15 protein-coding genes and 1 pseudogene are annotated in these 16,144 nt (G+C 62.8%); 9 read left to right on the top strand and 7 right to left on the bottom strand.

Going from position 1 to position 16,144, the window contains the following annotated elements; all coding sequences use genetic code 11:
- Positions 1–54: 54 nt before the first annotated feature.
- Complete coding sequence (locus A6B35_RS03920) at positions 55–759, bottom strand: Tim44/TimA family putative adaptor protein (RefSeq protein WP_006205324.1); 705 nt, start codon at positions 757–759, stop codon at positions 55–57.
- 199 nt (positions 760–958) lie between these two features.
- Between A6B35_RS03920 and A6B35_RS03915 the strand changes: the two genes are divergently transcribed.
- The 3 genes and pseudogenes from A6B35_RS03915 (at position 959) to A6B35_RS03905 (ending at position 2,617) form a co-directional block, all read left to right on the top strand.
- A complete protein-coding gene (locus A6B35_RS03915) occupies positions 959–1,459 on the top strand; it encodes an FxsA family protein (protein WP_081482262.1) in 501 nt (166 codons plus the stop codon).
- Between the two features lie 126 nt (positions 1,460–1,585).
- Positions 1,586–2,086: a protein-export chaperone SecB gene (secB, locus tag A6B35_RS03910; protein WP_006205322.1), complete on the top strand. Its 501-nt coding sequence runs from the start codon at positions 1,586–1,588 to the stop codon at positions 2,084–2,086.
- A 243-nt stretch (positions 2,087–2,329) separates the two neighbouring features.
- A pseudogene (locus tag A6B35_RS03905) lies at positions 2,330–2,617 on the top strand (GIY-YIG nuclease family protein).
- Positions 2,618–2,773: 156 nt separating this feature from the next.
- On the opposite strand, the gene dnaQ reads toward A6B35_RS03905, so the two are convergent.
- The 5 genes from dnaQ to A6B35_RS03880 form a co-directional block, all read right to left on the bottom strand.
- On the bottom strand, positions 2,774–3,475 hold the full coding sequence (gene dnaQ, locus A6B35_RS03900; protein ID WP_006205320.1) for a DNA polymerase III subunit epsilon: 702 nt from the start codon (positions 3,473–3,475) through the stop codon (positions 2,774–2,776).
- 75 nt (positions 3,476–3,550) lie between these two features.
- Complete coding sequence (coaE, locus tag A6B35_RS03895; protein WP_006205319.1) at positions 3,551–4,156, bottom strand: dephospho-CoA kinase; 606 nt, start codon at positions 4,154–4,156, stop codon at positions 3,551–3,553.
- The gene (locus A6B35_RS03890; RefSeq protein ID WP_006205318.1) at positions 4,153–4,989 is read right to left on the bottom strand and encodes a shikimate dehydrogenase; all 837 of its coding nucleotides are present in this window, start codon (positions 4,987–4,989) and stop codon (positions 4,153–4,155) included. Before A6B35_RS03890 ends, coaE begins: the two co-directional genes overlap by 4 nt.
- On the bottom strand, positions 4,982–5,575 hold the full coding sequence (locus tag A6B35_RS03885; protein WP_006205317.1) for a Maf-like protein: 594 nt from the start codon (positions 5,573–5,575) through the stop codon (positions 4,982–4,984). Before A6B35_RS03885 ends, A6B35_RS03890 begins: the two co-directional genes overlap by 8 nt.
- Positions 5,576–5,617: 42 nt before the next feature.
- Positions 5,618–6,439, bottom strand: coding sequence for a pyruvate, water dikinase regulatory protein (locus A6B35_RS03880; protein WP_006205316.1), 822 nt, complete (start codon positions 6,437–6,439; stop codon positions 5,618–5,620).
- Between the two features lie 405 nt (positions 6,440–6,844).
- On the opposite strand from A6B35_RS03880, the gene hemE reads away from it, so the two are divergent.
- The 3 genes from hemE (at position 6,845) to rho (ending at position 9,831) form a co-directional block, all read left to right on the top strand.
- A complete protein-coding gene (gene hemE, locus A6B35_RS03875) occupies positions 6,845–7,870 on the top strand; it encodes a uroporphyrinogen decarboxylase (RefSeq protein WP_006205315.1) in 1,026 nt (341 codons plus the stop codon).
- Complete coding sequence (hemJ, locus tag A6B35_RS03870; protein ID WP_006205314.1) at positions 7,870–8,400, top strand: protoporphyrinogen oxidase HemJ; 531 nt, start codon at positions 7,870–7,872, stop codon at positions 8,398–8,400. The genes hemE and hemJ overlap by 1 nt, the downstream gene beginning before the upstream one ends.
- A gap of 165 nt (positions 8,401–8,565) precedes the next feature.
- Positions 8,566–9,831: a transcription termination factor Rho gene (rho, locus tag A6B35_RS03865; RefSeq protein ID WP_081482260.1), complete on the top strand. Its 1,266-nt coding sequence runs from the start codon at positions 8,566–8,568 to the stop codon at positions 9,829–9,831.
- A 97-nt stretch (positions 9,832–9,928) separates the two neighbouring features.
- Here the strand turns inward: rho and A6B35_RS03860 are convergent, their stop codons facing one another.
- Positions 9,929–11,947, bottom strand: a complete 2,019-nt coding sequence (locus A6B35_RS03860) for a thioredoxin domain-containing protein (protein WP_006205312.1) — start codon at positions 11,945–11,947, stop codon at positions 9,929–9,931.
- Between the two features lie 70 nt (positions 11,948–12,017).
- Here A6B35_RS03860 and mnmE point away from each other — a divergent pair, with 70 nt between their 5' ends.
- From mnmE to rsmG, 3 genes are all read left to right on the top strand, one after another.
- Positions 12,018–13,340, top strand: a complete 1,323-nt coding sequence (mnmE, locus tag A6B35_RS03855; protein ID WP_006205311.1) for a tRNA uridine-5-carboxymethylaminomethyl(34) synthesis GTPase MnmE — start codon at positions 12,018–12,020, stop codon at positions 13,338–13,340.
- A gap of 279 nt (positions 13,341–13,619) precedes the next feature.
- Positions 13,620–15,494, top strand: a complete 1,875-nt coding sequence (gene mnmG, locus A6B35_RS03850) for a tRNA uridine-5-carboxymethylaminomethyl(34) synthesis enzyme MnmG (protein WP_006205310.1) — start codon at positions 13,620–13,622, stop codon at positions 15,492–15,494.
- Positions 15,491–16,144, top strand: coding sequence for a 16S rRNA (guanine(527)-N(7))-methyltransferase RsmG (gene rsmG / locus A6B35_RS03845; protein WP_006205309.1), 654 nt, complete (start codon positions 15,491–15,493; stop codon positions 16,142–16,144). The genes mnmG and rsmG overlap by 4 nt, the downstream gene beginning before the upstream one ends.

The following is a 16,144-nucleotide window of genomic DNA, read 5'->3' as shown; positions in this document are numbered from 1 at the left end:
TCATGCATGTCGCTGTCCCAAAACCGCTTCGCACTTGGGCGACATGCGTCCGGTTCAGTCTTCTTCTTCGGTGGCGACGAGCTTCCAGTTCGGATCGCGCGAGCGCGTGTCGCGGGCAAAGGTCCAGACGTCCTTGACCTCGGCGACGGTTTCAGGATCGCCGTCGATGACGGTGCCGGCCTTGTCGCGTGTCGCCGAAATCAGCTCGCTGACGATGCGCAGCGTGATATGCGCCTCGCCGCCCTTCATCTCGGCGGCGACGATATCGGCCTTATCGATGCCGACGAAGGAGGACTGGATCTTTTCCGACTTCGCCTCGCGGTCGCCGATCGCGGCGACGAAGCCGTCATAGACCTCGCGCGACAACAGGTTCTTCAGCGTTTTGCGATCGCCGTCGGCATAGGCCATGACGATCATCTCATAGGCCATCTTGGCGCCGTCGACGAAGGTCTTCGGATCGAAGGACGGATCGTTGTCCTTGATCGTCCGCAGGCCCTTGTTGAGGTCGCTGTCGGGCTTGGCGAAGGCGTCGATCGCGGCATAGGTGTCGGCGGCCGGCTCTCCGGGCATGCGCTTGCGCGGCAGCGAAACCACATTCTCGGATTTCTGCGCCGCGTCCTCGCGGGTGCGGCTGGCGGAATAGGGGTCGAAGGGCGGGCGTTCGCTACCCGTGCGGCGGCCGAGCACGTTGCGCAGCTGGAAAAAGATCACAACCGCCGCAATCAGAAAGAAAATCGTGCCGAAGTCGAAGAATCCCATATCTTCCGCCAATTCGATCCCTGTCCAGGCCGGACCGCCGGCCAACAGAAGGCCACAGTCGCATAGCGTTCAACATTCAAAGCATATAGAACGCAAGGCGCAATCATTCAAATCAAAGGCAGGCATACCTATCTAACAGCTCCGGTGCCAGCGGCGATTGCGTGCTGGCCGGCAAAACATGGACATGATCGGCCAAGATTTGCGTATTTCGTTGCTTCCCCTGTTCGTGCTCGCGCTTCCCCTGCTGGAAATCGCCGGTTTCGTCATTGTCGGCAGCCAGATCGGCGCGCTGGCGACGGTCGGCCTGGTGCTGGCCTCGACCATTGCCGGCAGCCTGCTGCTGCGCCACCAGGGTTTCGGCGTCATGAGACGCGTGCGTGCCGAAATGGATGCCGGGCGCGATCCGAGCCGCCAGCTCGCGCATGGCGCCATGATCGTGCTGGCGGCGATCCTTCTGATCATTCCCGGTTTCATCACCGACATCTTCGCCATTCTGTTGCTGCTGCCGCCGGTGCGCGACCTGGCCTGGCGGATGCTGAAAGGCCGCATCGTGCTGGCGACCAGCTTCAGCGGCAGCGGTTTCCGGACGAAGCCACGTGACAAGGTCATCGATCTCGACGACGGCGATTACTCGCGCGCCGACGATTACAGCCGCGGCCCGGACCACAATTCGCCCTGGCGCCGCCTCAAGGACGATTAGAGCCGGCACGATCCAGATCCGGGGACGAGGCGAAGGCGGCAAACCTTGTCTTGTCATGCCGACCATGGTAGCGAACCCCCGGTTTCAATCCGGTAGCACTGCTGCCCAGGCAAAAGGACAAGGCTCATGGCCAGCAATGAAGACGCGCCGGTCGGCGCCGCCAACGGCAACAGCAATGCAGCGCAGCCGGCGCTCAACGTGCTGGCCCAGTATGTGAAGGACCTGTCCTTCGAAAGCCCCGGCGCGCCGAATTCGCTGCGCGGCCGCGACAAGGCGCCCGGCATCGCCATCAATGTCAACGTCAACGCCAATCCGTTGTCGGACAAGCAGTTCGACGTCAACCTGACATTGAACGCCAAGGCGTCCTTCGACCAGGAGGTGCTGTTCAACGTCGAGCTGGTCTATGGCGGCGTGTTCGCCATCAGCGGCTTCCCGCAGGAGCATATGCTGCCGATCCTGTTCATCGAGTGCCCGCGGCTGCTGTTCCCGTTCGCCCGGCAGATCATAGCCGAGGCGACCCGCAATGGCGGCTTCCCGCCGCTGATGCTCGACCCGATCGACTTCGCGCAGATGTTCCAGCAGAAGCTGGCCGAGGACCAGGCGGCGTCCAAGGTGAAGGTTAGCTGAGCTAGTCTGCTCTGCGATTTATAGAAGACCCGGCCTCGTGCCGGGTTTTTTGTTTGGAAATGCCGGCGGGACAGCGCCTCTTCGAGGTTGGACGAAGGCTCTCGCGTCTTCGTCATCCTAGGGCGGAGCAAGGAGCGAAGCGACGCGGCGCAGACCCTAGGATCCATGCCGTGACATTTGCCCTAGAATGCAACGGATGAGAAAGGCGCTTGTACGCGCACTAATGCTGGCTACCCTGAAACCATGACCGGCTATGTCTACATGACGGCGAGTCAGAAACGCGGCACGATCTATATCGGCGTCACCAACGACCTTGGCCGCCGCATGCCGGAGCACAAATCCGGCACGGGCGCAGGTTTTACCAGCCGCTACGGCGTACAACGACTGGTCTGATACGAGGAGTTTTTCGACATCACTGACGCGATCCAGCGCGAGAAGTCGCTGAAGCGCTGGCCCCGCCAATGGAAGATCGAGCTGATCGAGAAGACCAATCCCGAGTGGTTTGAGCTTTTTCGTGGGACGGGATGGTAGTGCTCAGTTCCGGGCCGTTTTCGTATGTCACAGCTGTCACGGCATGGATCCTAGGGTCTGCGCCGCGTCGCTTCGCTCCTTGCTCCGCCCTAGGATGACGAAGTCGCGAAGGCTTCGGCCAATCGCAACGGTTTGCGAATCGAGCCGGGCCTCGATTCAGCCGCCCACTCGCAACCACAGCGCCTTTTCGCCGAGCGTGGCGACCAGGCCGGCGTGCGCCGTCCGATCGGCCTCGGTCAGGCGCGGCGGCAGGGCGATTGGTCTGGCGGCGATGGTGATGTCGATGTCGGCTACATCGCCGGAGCCGTTGACCTGCACCGCCACCGTGTCGAGGATGAGCGCCGCCTGCTTGCCGCCGATGAGCTCGATATAGACTTCGGCCAGCAGTTCCGAATCGAGCAGGGCGCCGTGCTTGGTGCGGTGGCCGTTGTCGATGCCATAGCGCCGGCACAGCGCATCGAGCGAATTGGGTCCCATCGGATGCTTGCGGCGCGCCAGCGCCAGCGTGTCGACGACGCGGCCGGGATCGATGGCGGGGTGGTCGAGCCGGCCGAATTCGAGATTGAGGAAGCCGATATCGAAATTGGCGTTGTGGGCGACGAGCTTGGCGCCGTCGGTGAAGGCCAGCCACTCGTCGGCGATTTCGGAAAAAGTCGGCTTGCCGACCAGGTCGGCGGCGCTGATGCCGTGGACGGCCTGCGCTTCGTGGTGGATCGCCCGGCCTTGCGGGTTGATGAATTTGTGGAAGGTGCGGCCGGTCGGGAAGCGGTTGACCAGCTCGACGCCGCCAAGCTCGATGACGCGGTCCTCGCGCGTGTCGAGGCCGGTGGTTTCCGTATCGAAGATGATCTCGCGCATCGAATCAGTCCGCTCTAAGGGAGCAGAATCATCCAACGGAACAAAATGGCAATCGAGAATGCCGACAGCCTGCCGTCAGGAGCCTGCCCGGCCGGACTTATCCCCCGAGAGTTCGGCAATGATCGCCTTGACCGACGCACGCGCGGCATCAAAACCCTCACCGGTGTCGATGACGAAATCGGCCTGCCGGCGTTTTTCGGCATCGGGAACCTGCTTGGCCAGGATCGCCGCCAGCTTTTCTTCGTTCATGCCGGGCCGCGCCAGCACGCGGGCGCGCTGGATTTCTGGCGGCGCGGTGACGACCACGACCTTGTCGACGCGGTTTCGCCCGCCGGTTTCGAACAAGAGCGGAATGTCGAGCACCGCAATCGGTGCGCCGGCGGCGCGATGCCTGGCCAGGAAGGCGTCGGCGTCGGCGCGCACGAGCGGATGGACGATCGCTTCCAGCGTCTTCAGCGCTGCGGCGTCGCCAAGCACGCGTCCGGCGAGCCTGGTGCGGTCGACCACCCCGGTGACCGTGATGCCGGGAAAGGCCGCCTCGACCAGTGGGGCGGCCTTGCCGGCATAGAGACGATGCACCGTCTCGTCGGAATCATGCACCGGCACGCCGGCGTCGGCGAACATTTTTGCGGTCGTCGACTTGCCCATGCCAATCGATCCGGTAAGGCCGAGCACGATCATTGTTTGGCGCCAATGTCAGTGACGATCATTTGCCGGAGCTCTGCCGTTACGTCCGGCCTGATGCCGAACCAGCGCTCGAAACCGGGCACCGCCTGATGCAAGAGCATGCCGAGCCCGTCGACCGTCCTCAGATGTCTCGCGCGCGCCGCGGCAAGCAGCGGCGTCTCCAGCGGCACATAGACAATATCGGTGACTATGGCGTGGTCGGGCAGGCCGACCGGGTCGGCGGCGATGGCCTCGTTGCCATGCATGCCGAGCGCGGTGGTGTTGATGAGCAGGCCGGCATCCATGAGCAATTCGCCGGTCGCTTCCACGCCGTGGGCGGAGACGCCGGCGCCGAAGCGGCGAGCCAACTCCTGCGCTCTCGCAACCGTCCGGTTGACGATGCGGATGTCGCTCACGCCGCGCTCGACCAGCGCGTGGATGACGGCGCGGGAAGCGCCGCCGGCACCGAGCACCACGGCCGGACCATTTCTTGCCCAACCCGGCGCGTGTTCATCGAGATTGGCGGCGAAGCCATGAGCGTCGGTGTTGCCGCCCCACAAGGCGCCATCCTCGAACCACAGCGTGTTGACGGCACCGATCGCCTCGGCCGCCTCGTCGCGGCGGCCGACCAGCGCGAAGGCGGTCTCCTTGTGCGGGATGGTGACGTTGCCGCCGCTGTAGCCATTGTCGCGCAGCGTGCTCAGAAAGGCGGCGAAATCCTCCGGTTCGACGTCGATCGCCTGGTAGCTGCCGTCGATGCCGTATTTTTTCAGCCAGTGGCCATGGATCTTCGGCGACCGCGAATGGGCGATCGGATGTCCGGTGACGAAAGCCTTTTTCTCAGCCATCGATGGCTCCGAGCTCGCGCAATTTCGCCAGGACGGGCAGCAGCGGCAGCCCGACAATGGTAAAATAGTCGCCCTCGATCTTTTCGAAGAGCTGGATGCCTTCGCCCTCGATCTGGTAGGCGCCGACGCTGGAAAGCGCCTTGGCGCCGACTCGCGCTAGATGGCGGCCGATGAAGGCCGGATCGAGCTGGCGCATGGTCAGGCTGGCGACGCCGACATGGCGCCACAGCACCTCACCGTTGCGGCAGAGCACAGCAGCGCTGTTGAGCTGATGCGTCTTGCCCGACAGCGCCAGCAGATGGCGGCGCGCACTTTCCATGTCAGCCGGCTTGTGGAACACCTCGTCGCCGAGCGACAGCGTCTGATCGCAGCCGAGCACCAGCGCGCCGGGCCTGCGTTCGCTGACTTCGGTCGCCTTGGCTTCGGCGAGGATCGAAGCGACATCTTCCGGCGAGACGCCTTCCAGCGGAGCCTCGAGCGCCCGCTCGTCGACATCGGCCGGAACCGCCTCGATATCGAGACCGGCATGGGCGAGCATCGCCTTGCGGAATGGGCTGCCCGAAGCGAGGATGATTTTTTCGGTCATGATTTTCGCGCCAGCCGTGTCCCGGTTTAATGGGGCAAGGGGTTATCTGTTCTTGCCCCGCAGGGCAACGATCGCCGCAGCCGTCTCCTCGATCGAGCGGCGGCTGACGTCGATCATCGGCCAGCCGTGGCGGGTGCAGATCTGGCGGGCATAGGCGAGCTCCTCGGTGATGGCGGCGCGGTCGACATAGTCGGTCGCCTCATAAGAACTGCTGTTGCCGAGGATGCGGTTCTGGCGGACATGCGAGATGCGCTCGGCGGTGGCGATCAGGCCAACGATCAAGGGCGTCTTGGCATTGACCAGGCTCTCCGGTACCGGCACGCCGAGCACGATAGGGATGTTGGCGGTCTTGATGCCCCGGTTGGCGAGATAGATGCTGGTCGGCGTCTTCGAGGTGCGTGAGATGCCGATCAGCACGATGTCGGCGTCGTCCATATTGGCCGGCAGCTGGCCGTCATCATGCTCCATGGTGAAGTTGAGTGCGTCGATGCGGCGGAAATATTCGGCATCGAGCACGTGCTGCGCGCCGACGCGGCGGCCGGCCGGTGTGCCGAGATAGGACTGGAAAACGGCAAGCACCGGCTCCAGCACCGAGACACAAGGCAGGCCCATGGCCGCGCAGCGTTCGTCGATGCCGCGCGCCAGCTTCTGGTCGACGACGGTGTAGAGGATGATGCCCGGCTCCTCCTCGATGTCCTCGAACACCTTGGCCACCTGCTTTTCGGTGCGGATCAGCGGATAGATATGCTCGATGGCGCGCGCATCCTTGTATTGCGCCGAAGCCGCGCGGCCGGCGGCCAGCAGCGTCTCGCCGGTGGCATCCGAAATCAGGTGAAGGTGAAAGAAGCTCTGGGGTTTGTTCACAGGGTTTGGTTCCAGGCTGTGGGCGGATGTGGATAAACCGGGGTCGAGAAAACGGCCAGCGGAGAGGGACTGTATCAGATGGCAGTTTGTCCACAATTCGATGTGCTGTAGGCTTCGTCGGGCGGCTGGGGACAAGTCTGGGGACTGGCTTTTTCACCCTTGCTCCATCCACAGAGCCATTTTCCTTGCGCTGGCGTCAAGCCATTGACTCCAGTGATGGATTCCAGATCTTCCACAAAGTCCTGCAATCCCGATGGAGAAGCACGCGACAATATGCTGACTGGCCTTTTGGGCGGCCAGGCTGGACAGGTGCCAACCACCACAACCAACAGACTCTTAGAATCAGAAGATTCTTAGAAGTAAGATATTTGATTTAGAAAGAGGCCCGGGAGAGGCGAACGCTGCATGCGGCACAAGCGGATCATGCTGGACGTATTGAAGGGCGAGGCGGTGTCTCCGCCACCGCTCTGGATGATGCGTCAGGCCGGGCGCTATCTGCCGGAATATCGCGAGACCAGAAAGCGGGCCGGATCCTTCCTCGATCTTTGCTACAATCCGGATCTCGCCGTCGAGGTCACGCTGCAGCCGATCGAACGCTTCGGCTTCGATGCCTCGATCCTGTTCTCCGACATCCTGGTGGTGCCCAATGCGCTGGGGCGTGACGTGCGCTTCGAGGAGGGCCGCGGGCCTCTGCTGACGCCGATCACGGCGGCGGAGATTTTGGCTCTGGAGAGCGAAACGTTTCACGTGAATCTCGAACCGGTCTACGAGACGGTGCGGCGTCTGCGGGCGAAACTGCCGGGTGAGACGACACTGATCGGCTTCTGCGGCGCGCCGTGGACGGTGGCGACCTACATGATCGCCGGCCATGGCACGCCCGACCAGGCGCCGGCGCGGCTCTTCGCCTATCGCGAGCCGGAGGCCTTTGCGCGGCTTTTGAAAGTGCTTGCCGATCATTCGGCCGCCTATCTCATCCGCCAGATCGAAGCCGGCGCCGATGTGGTGCAGATATTCGACTCTTGGTCCGGCGTTCTCGACGATGTTTCTTTCGAAGCCTTTTGCGTCGAGCCGGTTGCGCAGATCGTTCGGCAGGTGAAGGCGGTCTATCCCGATGTTCCGGTCATCGGTTTTCCCAAAGGTGCGGGAGAGCGCTATCGCGATTATCGGCAGAAGACAGGGATAACCGGTCTCGGTCTCGACTGGACCGTGCCGCTGGGCCTGGCGAAGCAGTTGCAAGCCGGTGGTGCCGTGCAGGGCAATCTCGACCCGTTGCGGCTGGTCGCCGGCGGCAAGGCTCTGGCCGACGGCGTCGATTCTATCCTGAAGGCGCTGGGCGATGGCCCGCTGATCTTCAATCTCGGCCATGGCATCACGCCGGAGACGCCGGTGGCGCATGTCGAGGCGATGGTGAAACTGGTGAGGAACCGCTGATGGCCGACACGAGCAACAGCACCGGTGAGGCGATGAAACGCATGGCGATCGGCATTGTCGCTCTGGTGGTGCTGACCGCGCTGCTCTATTTCGTGGCCCCCGACAGCTTCTATCCGTGGGCCAAGGCGATCCACGTTATCGCCGTCATCTCCTGGATGGCCGGCATGCTCTATCTGCCGCGGCTCTTCGTCTATCACGTCGATGCCGCGAAGGGTTCTGTCCAGTCCGAGACCTTCAAGGTGATGGAGCGCCGGCTGCTCAGGGCGATCATCAATCCGGCAATGATCGTCACCTGGGTGTTCGGCCTCTGGCTCGCCTGGAAAGGGTTTGGTTTTCAGGGCGGCTGGCTGCACGCCAAGATCGCCGCTGTGCTTTTGTTGTCGGGCCTGCACGGCTATCTCGCCGGCGCGGTGCGAAAATTCGCCGAGGACAAGAACGAAAAACCGGCGAGGCACTGGCGGATCGTCAATGAGATCCCCACATTGCTGATGATCGTCATCGTCGTCCTGGTCGTCGTGAAGCCTTTCTGACATCACGCCGACCCGCAAAAGGCGGCTTGCTCTTTCAACCGACCGACGATACAAGACGGGTCTTCCTTCCCGTCATGCGCCGCCCATTTTTCGCTTTCGGCCGCGCCCGGCATTTGTCGCATCCCGCCGATTTTTCCTTCCCAAAGCCTACCCAGAGTCCATCTAATGCAAGAAATGAAACTCACCGAGTTCAAGAACAAGAAACCGCCAGAGCTGATCGCTTATGCCGAATCGCTCGAGGTCGAGAACGCCAGCGTCATGCGCAAGCAGGAGCTGATGTTCGCGATCCTGAAGAAGCTGGCCGCACAGGACATCGAGATCATCGGCGATGGCGTGGTCGAGGTGCTGCAGGACGGTTTCGGCTTCCTGCGCTCGGCCAATGCCAACTATCTGCCCGGTCCGGACGACATCTATATTTCGCCGTCGCAGATCCGGCGCTTTTCGCTGAAGACCGGCGATACCGTCGAAGGGCCGATCCGCAGCCCGAAAGAGGGCGAGCGCTATTTCGCGCTGCTCAAGGTCAACACCATCAATTTCGACGATCCCGAAAAGATCCGTCACAAGATCCACTTCGACAATCTGACGCCGCTCTATCCGACCAAGCGGCTGAAGATGGAGATCGACAATCCGACCAGCAAGGACATCTCGCCCCGCGTGATCGACCTGGTGGCGCCGATCGGCAAGGGACAGCGCGCGTTGATCAACGCGCAGCCGCGTACCGGCAAGACGGTTCTGATGCAGAACATCGCCCACTCGATCACTGCCAACCATCCGGAATGCTATCTGATCGTGCTTCTGATCGACGAGCGGCCGGAGGAAGTGACCGACATGCAGCGCTCGGTGAAGGGCGAGGTAATCTCCTCGACCTTCGATGAGCCGGCGGTGCGCCATGTTCAGGTCGCCGAAATGGTCATCGAAAAGGCCAAGCGCCTGGTCGAGCACGGTCGCGACGTCGTGATCCTGCTCGATTCCATCACCCGTCTCGGCCGCGCCTACAACACTGTGGTGCCGTCCTCCGGCAAGGTGCTGACCGGCGGTGTCGACGCCAATGCGCTGCAGCGGCCGAAGCGCTTCTTTGGCGCGGCCCGCAACATCGAGGAAGGCGGCTCGCTGACCATCATCGCGACCGCGCTGATCGATACCGGCAGCCGCATGGACGAGGTCATCTTCGAAGAATTCAAGGGCACCGGCAACTGCGAAATCCAGCTCGACCGTAAGGTGGCCGACAAGCGCATCTATCCGGCCATGGACATCCTGAAGTCCGGCACCCGCAAGGAAGACCTGCTGATCCCGCGCGCCGACCTGCAGAAGATCTTCGTGCTGCGCCGCATCCTGGCACCGATGGGAACCACCGACGCGATCGAATTCCTCATCGACAAGCTCAAGCAGACCAAGACCAATGCGGATTTCTTCGATTCGATGAATACGTGATTGGTGGGCGGGCACCCTGCCCTCGCCTTTCGTCATCCTCGGGCTTGACCCGAGGATCCATGCCAAAGCCTCAGCTCCGCCATAGTGACGAAGTTCCCTATGGCCGCCGCAACAGCTCCTCCAACTCCTCCGGATCCGTAACCACCGGCAAACAAACCTGGCCAGTGCAAAGCCAGGCGCCAGGCTTGTCGGTTGGCGGCAGAACCCCACCCGGCAATGTAGGTCGATTCGCTTCCGTGCCGACCTGGACAACTATGTCGACCCGCCTCGGATCGGGGTTTCGATTCGCGACCGGAACGAGGCTCGGGTTCTCCGGACTGTCCACCACCACCAGCTTCAGCGGTTCGAGCGCCAGGGCGCAGGCGTTGACGATGCCGGCCTGGCCATAGGCCTGTTGCGCGGTTCTCCCCATGGCATGCTCGGCAGTCGTCCAGGCTTTTTCGCCAAGGTCGAGGTCGCCAGTGGCCGACGACAGCCGCACCAGGGCTTCGATGATCTGGCTGGAGGCTGACGGGATCGCCTCGTCGACATCGCCGCGGATGCGGATCGGCACGTCGCCGCTGTCCGAAGCGGTCAGATAATAGCCGGTGCTTTCGCTGTCCCGGTGCCAAAGGTCGAGCTGGGCGACGAAATGCCTGGCTTGCTCGACATAGTTCGGATCGCCCGTGGCCTCGAACAGCGAAATCGCCGCATTGGTCATCGCGGCATAGTCGCTGGACAGCGCAGGGAATAGTTTCTTGGCGCCAAGCATGGAATGCGGCAGACGGCCTTCGTGGCTCGCTCCGGCTATATGGGAGAAGGCCTGCGCCGCCGCATCGATCCAGTCGCTGCGGGTCAGGGTGCGGCCTGCCTCGGCCAATGCCGCGATCATCAGGCCGTTCCAGTCGGTCAGCGCCTTGCCGTCGCGACCGGGCCTGATGCGCTGCTCCCTGGCGGCTAACAGCTTTGCTTTCAGCGGGGCGAGCTGGTCGCGATCGGCGATGCCTAGGCTTTGCTGGGCCTGTGTCTGGTGGATGATCGGTTTGCCTTCCCAGCCATGCGGGGTGGAAAGTATGAAGTAGTTGAAAAACAAAGCAGAATCGTCACCGAGCACGGAATTGATGTCGTCCCTGCTCCAGGTGTAGAAAAGCCCCTCCTCGCCATCGCTGTCGGCATCGAGGCTGGCGGCAAAGGCGCCGCCATCGACGCGCATTTCGCGCAGAAGCCATTCGACCGTGTCTTCGATTCGTAGCCGGAACAAATCGCTTCCGGTTGCGGCATAGGCCCAGTTGCACATGCGGATCAGCTGGGCATTGTCGTAGAGCATCTTTTCGAAATGCGGCACCAGCCACTCGGCATCGGTCGAATAGCGGCTCAAGCCGCCGCCGACATGGTCGTAAATGCCGCCGGCCAGCATCATTTCGAGGCTAAGCAGCACGGCATCGCGGTGCGACGCGGTGCCGTCGCGAAGCCAGGACAGCCAGAGCGTATGCATGAACGGAGCGTTGGGGAATTTCGGCGCACCGCGCAGCCCGCCCAATTCCCTGTCGATCATGCCGTCGATGCGGCCGGCGAGGTCACCGAGCGTGTCGCGGTCGAGCACTGCCTTGGTGTGGGCGCCTGCCAGCCGGGTCTCGACATGACTGGTCAGGCCGTCGGCGCTTTGCGCGAGGCTCTCTCGCTTTTCCCGCCAGGCCTTGTCGACTGCCTCCATCACCTGGATGAAGCCCGGGCGGCCGTAACGGGCATCGCGCGGAAAATAGGTGCCGCCCCAGAACGGCTTGCCGTCGGGCGTCAGGAACATGGTCAGCGGCCAGCCGCCCTGCTCGCCCATCGCATGCAGTGCCGCCATATAGATCTGGTCGATGTCGGGCCGCTCTTCGCGATCGACCTTGATATTGACGAACAGGCGGTTCATGACGGCGGCCACAGTGTCGTTCTCGAAGCTTTCATGCGCCATGACATGGCACCAGTGGCAGGCGGCGTAGCCGATCGACAGCAGGATCGGCCGCTCGAGGGCCTTTGCTTCGGCGAGTGCTGCAGGCGACCAGGCCCGCCAATGCACCGGATTGCCGCTATGCTGCTGCAGATAGGGGCTGGCCTCTTCGGCCAGCAGGTTTTTGGCAGGTAAGGTCAACGGGCAAGCTCGGTTGCTGGGAAGCCGGGGCGGTTCATCGAAAGCTAGGGCGGTTCAGCAGAGCGGGCAAATGATTTCAGCTCAGTCCATTGTCGCGCTTTCCAGCGGACGCCTGCCCGCCGGCATCGCCGTTATCCGCATTTCCGGTCCACAGACTCGATTCGTTGTCGAAACAATTGCCGGCGGTATGGTTAAGGACCGCGTTGCGACCTTGCGCAAATTCCGGGCGACGGACGGAACGGTGATCGACAACGGCTTGGTTCTGCTTTTCCCGGGCCCTGGAAGCTTCACCGGTGAAGATGTCGCCGAATTCCATGTTCATGGCGGTCGCGCCGTAGCCATGAAAATGCTGGAGACGATTGCCGGCTTCAACGGCGTCCGGCATGCCGAACCCGGCGAGTTCACACGCCGCGCCTTTCTCAACGGCAAGCTCGATCTGGTCGAGACGGAGGCGCTCGCCGATCTTGTCAATGCCGAGACCGAAGCGCAGCGGCGCTTTGCCGTGCAGAACGCCGAGGGCACGCAGAGCGCGCTCTACTCAGGCTGGCGCCGGCGGCTGATCCATGCGCGCGCCATGATCGAGGCCGAGATCGACTTTGCCGACGAGGACGATGTGCCCGGCTCTGTTTCGGATGCGGTTTGGTCGGATGTCCGCGCGATGATCGGCGAGATCGGTCACCACATCGACGGTTTTCGCGCCGCCGAAATCATCCGCGACGGGTTCGAGGTCGTCATCCTTGGCGCACCGAATGCCGGCAAATCCAGCCTGTTCAACGCGCTGGCGCGTCGCGAAGCGGCGATCGTGACGGACGAACCCGGTACGACGCGTGATCTGCTCGAGGTCGTTCTGGACCTGAAGGGAATGCGGGTCAGGATCACGGACACGGCAGGATTGCGCGCGGCGCCCGGCAAGGTAGAGGCGATCGGCATCGAGAAGGCCCGTGCGAAGGCGCGCGGTGCGGATTTGTTGCTGTTGCTCGAGGATATGGTCGATCCAGTCGATGCGGGGACGGTGCCATCCGACGCTCCGATGCTGCGGATCGGAACGAAGGCCGATTTGGTTGGCCAGCATCGGGCGAGTCGCTCGAAGGACTACGATGCGGCCATTTCGACCACGGACGGGACCGGGTTGGCGGATCTGCTGGACGAGATCGGCCGTCGCGCGGCTGCGGAAATCGGCAACGCCGGCGATATCCTGCCGTCGCGATTGAGGCACGTGGAACTGCTCATTGAGACAAGGGGGTTCTTGACCTCAGCCCTGTCAGGGCACGGACAGGAGTTGCGAGCCGAAGAGCTGCGCCTGGCTGCGGATCGGCTCGGCCGGATCGTCGGCGCTGTGGATGTCGAGGATTTGCTCGATGTCATCTTCTCGCAGTTCTGTATCGGTAAATGACTCACGTGAAACATTGGGCCGCCGGCGACGGCGGGTGATTCACGTGAAACACGGCGCGCGTGGGTGGCATCCACCTGTTCACCGGTTTGGGCGGCTCGGATGTCACGGTTGTGTCTGCGCTGCGTCGCTTAGCTCCCTGCTCCGCCCCAGAATGACGAAGTTGCGGAGGGCTACCATCCAGCTTCCATTGTTTCACGTGAAACGAAGTCGCCTGGCAACCTTGACACCGGAGGCTCTCGGGGACATGTCTCCGGCAACTTCAGAATCTGGAACCATAAAATGAACGATCACTATGATGTGGTTGTGGTGGGCGGCGGCCATGCTGGTTGCGAGGCGGCCAGTGCGGCCGCGCGCGCCGGCGCCCGGACGGCGCTGGTGACGCTGCGCTTCGACACGATCGGCGTCATGTCCTGCAACCCGGCCATCGGCGGTCTCGGCAAGGGGCATCTGGTGCGCGAGATCGATGCCATGGACGGGTTGATGGGCCGCATCGCCGATGCTGCCGGCATCCAGTTCCGCTTGCTCAACCGTCGCAAAGGCCCCGCTGTACGCGGCCCGCGCACGCAGGCCGACCGCAAGCTCTATCGGCTGGCCATGCAGGCGGCGATCCGCGAGCAAGCCAATCTCGAGGTGATCGAAGGCGAGGTCCTGGATTTCGAGATTGCCAATGAAGCTGTATCGGCCGTCCTGTTGGCCGATGGAAGCAGGCTGGGTTGCGGCGCGGGGGTGCTGACCACGGGAACCTTCTTGCGTGGGCTGATCCATATCGGCGAGAAGAAGATCGTTGCCGGGCGCATGAACGAGCAGGCAAGCATCGGCCTGTCGGCGACAATGAGCCGGGCGGGCTTCCAGTTGGGGCGGCTGAAGACCGGGACGCCGCCGCGCCTGGATGGTCGGACCATCGACTGGGCGTCGCTAGAAAGCCAGGCCGCGGATGAGGATCCGGTGCCGTTCTCGCTGATGACCGACGCCATCCAGAATCCGCAGATCCATTGCGGTATCACGCGCACGACACCTGCGACACATGAGTTGATTCGCCTCAATCTAGGCCGCTCCGCGATGTATTCAGGCTCGATTGAAGGTGTTGGACCGCGCTACTGCCCTTCGATCGAGGACAAAATCGTCAAGTTCGGCGATCGCGAGGGACACCAGATATTCCTCGAGCCCGAGGGCCTCGACGACGACACCGTCTATCCGAACGGCATCTCGACCTCGCTGCCGGAAGACGTGCAACTCGATATTCTCAAAACGATTCCCGGGCTGGAACGGGCGACCATGCTGCAGCCCGGCTATGCCATCGAATACGACCATGTCGATCCACGCGAATTGCAGCCGACGCTGGAAACCAAGCGCATCGGCCGCCTGTTCCTTGCCGGGCAGATCAACGGCACCACTGGCTATGAGGAAGCCGGCGCGCAGGGGCTGCTCGCCGGCCTCAACGCGGCGCGCAATGCGTCCGCCGGCGACCCGGTCGTGCTGAGCCGCACCGAGGCCTATATCGGCGTGATGGTCGACGATTTGACCAGCCGCGGCATCGCCGAGCCCTATCGCATGTTCACTTCGCGGGCCGAGTTCCGCTTGTCGCTGCGGGCAGACAATGCCGATGAGCGGCTGACGCCGCTCGCCGAGAGGCTGGGGATTGCGTCGCCAGAGCGGATGCATCGCTTTAACGACATCATGCTGGACCTTAAGAAGGCCCGCGAGCTGGCGCTAGGCGTTAGCTTCACGCCCAACGAAGCGGCGCGCCACGGACTTGAGATCAACAGGGACGGCGTCCGCCGCACCGCCTATGAGTTGCTCGCCTATCCCGGCGTCGACGTCGCCTGGCTGGCGCGGATCGAGCCCAGCTTTGGTGACATCGACGCCAAGACTGCGGAGCGTCTTGAAACCGAGGCGAAATATTCGGTCTATCTCGATCGCCAGCAAGCGGATGTCGCCCAGATACGACACGAAGAGAGCCGGCTGATCCCGGCTTCTGTCGATTTCGCCAATGTGCCCGGTCTCTCCAATGAGTTGAAGCAGAAGATGCTGGTGCGTCAGCCACGCTCGATTGCGGATGCCCAGCGGATGGAGGGCATGACGCCGGCGGCGCTGGCGATCATCGTTGCGCATGTCCGCAATGCCGAGGCCGCCGCGCAGAGAGATGTCGCGTGAGCGCTGCCTCATGGACGAGCCTGCAAGAAGCCGCTGGTCCGGTTTCACGTGAAACATTCGAACGCCTGGTGGCGTTCGAACAGCTCTTCCTGAAATGGAACCGCAGCATCAACCTCGCCGCACCCTCGACGCTGGACGACGTCTGGGGTCGCCACATCCTCGACAGCGCGCAGCTAGGCCGAATCGCACCCCAGGCGAAGCGCTGGGTCGACCTCGGTTCAGGAGGGGGGTTTCCCGGCCTGGTGCTGGCGTTTCTGCTTGTCGAGCGCGAAGGGGCTTCGATCGACCTGGTCGAAAGCAATCGCAAGAAAGCGTCGTTCCTGCAAGCGGTCATCGGCCAGTTCGGTTTGCCCGCGCGGGTCATCGCGCGGCGCATCGATGACAGCTATCCGCTTGTTTCCACTCCGGAAATCGTGACGGCACGGGCGCTGGCCTCGTTGCCGGACCTGCTTGATCTGTCGGCACACTGGCTGACCAAGGGGGCTTGCGCATTGTTCCACAAAGGCCGGGATTACCGGGCCGAGGTGGAAGAAAGCACTCACCGATGGGCATTCGATCTGGTAGAACATCCGAGCATGACCGACCCGCAAGGGGTCGTCCTCGAACTGTCAAATCTGCGCCCGGCGATCCGCAATGAATTACTGGCATAG

It is taken from the genome of Mesorhizobium amorphae CCNWGS0123 (assembly GCF_001686985.1).
GTDB classification, from domain to species: Bacteria; Pseudomonadota; Alphaproteobacteria; order Rhizobiales; family Rhizobiaceae; genus Mesorhizobium; species Mesorhizobium amorphae.
This window is presented reverse-complemented; position numbering and strand designations above follow the sequence as displayed.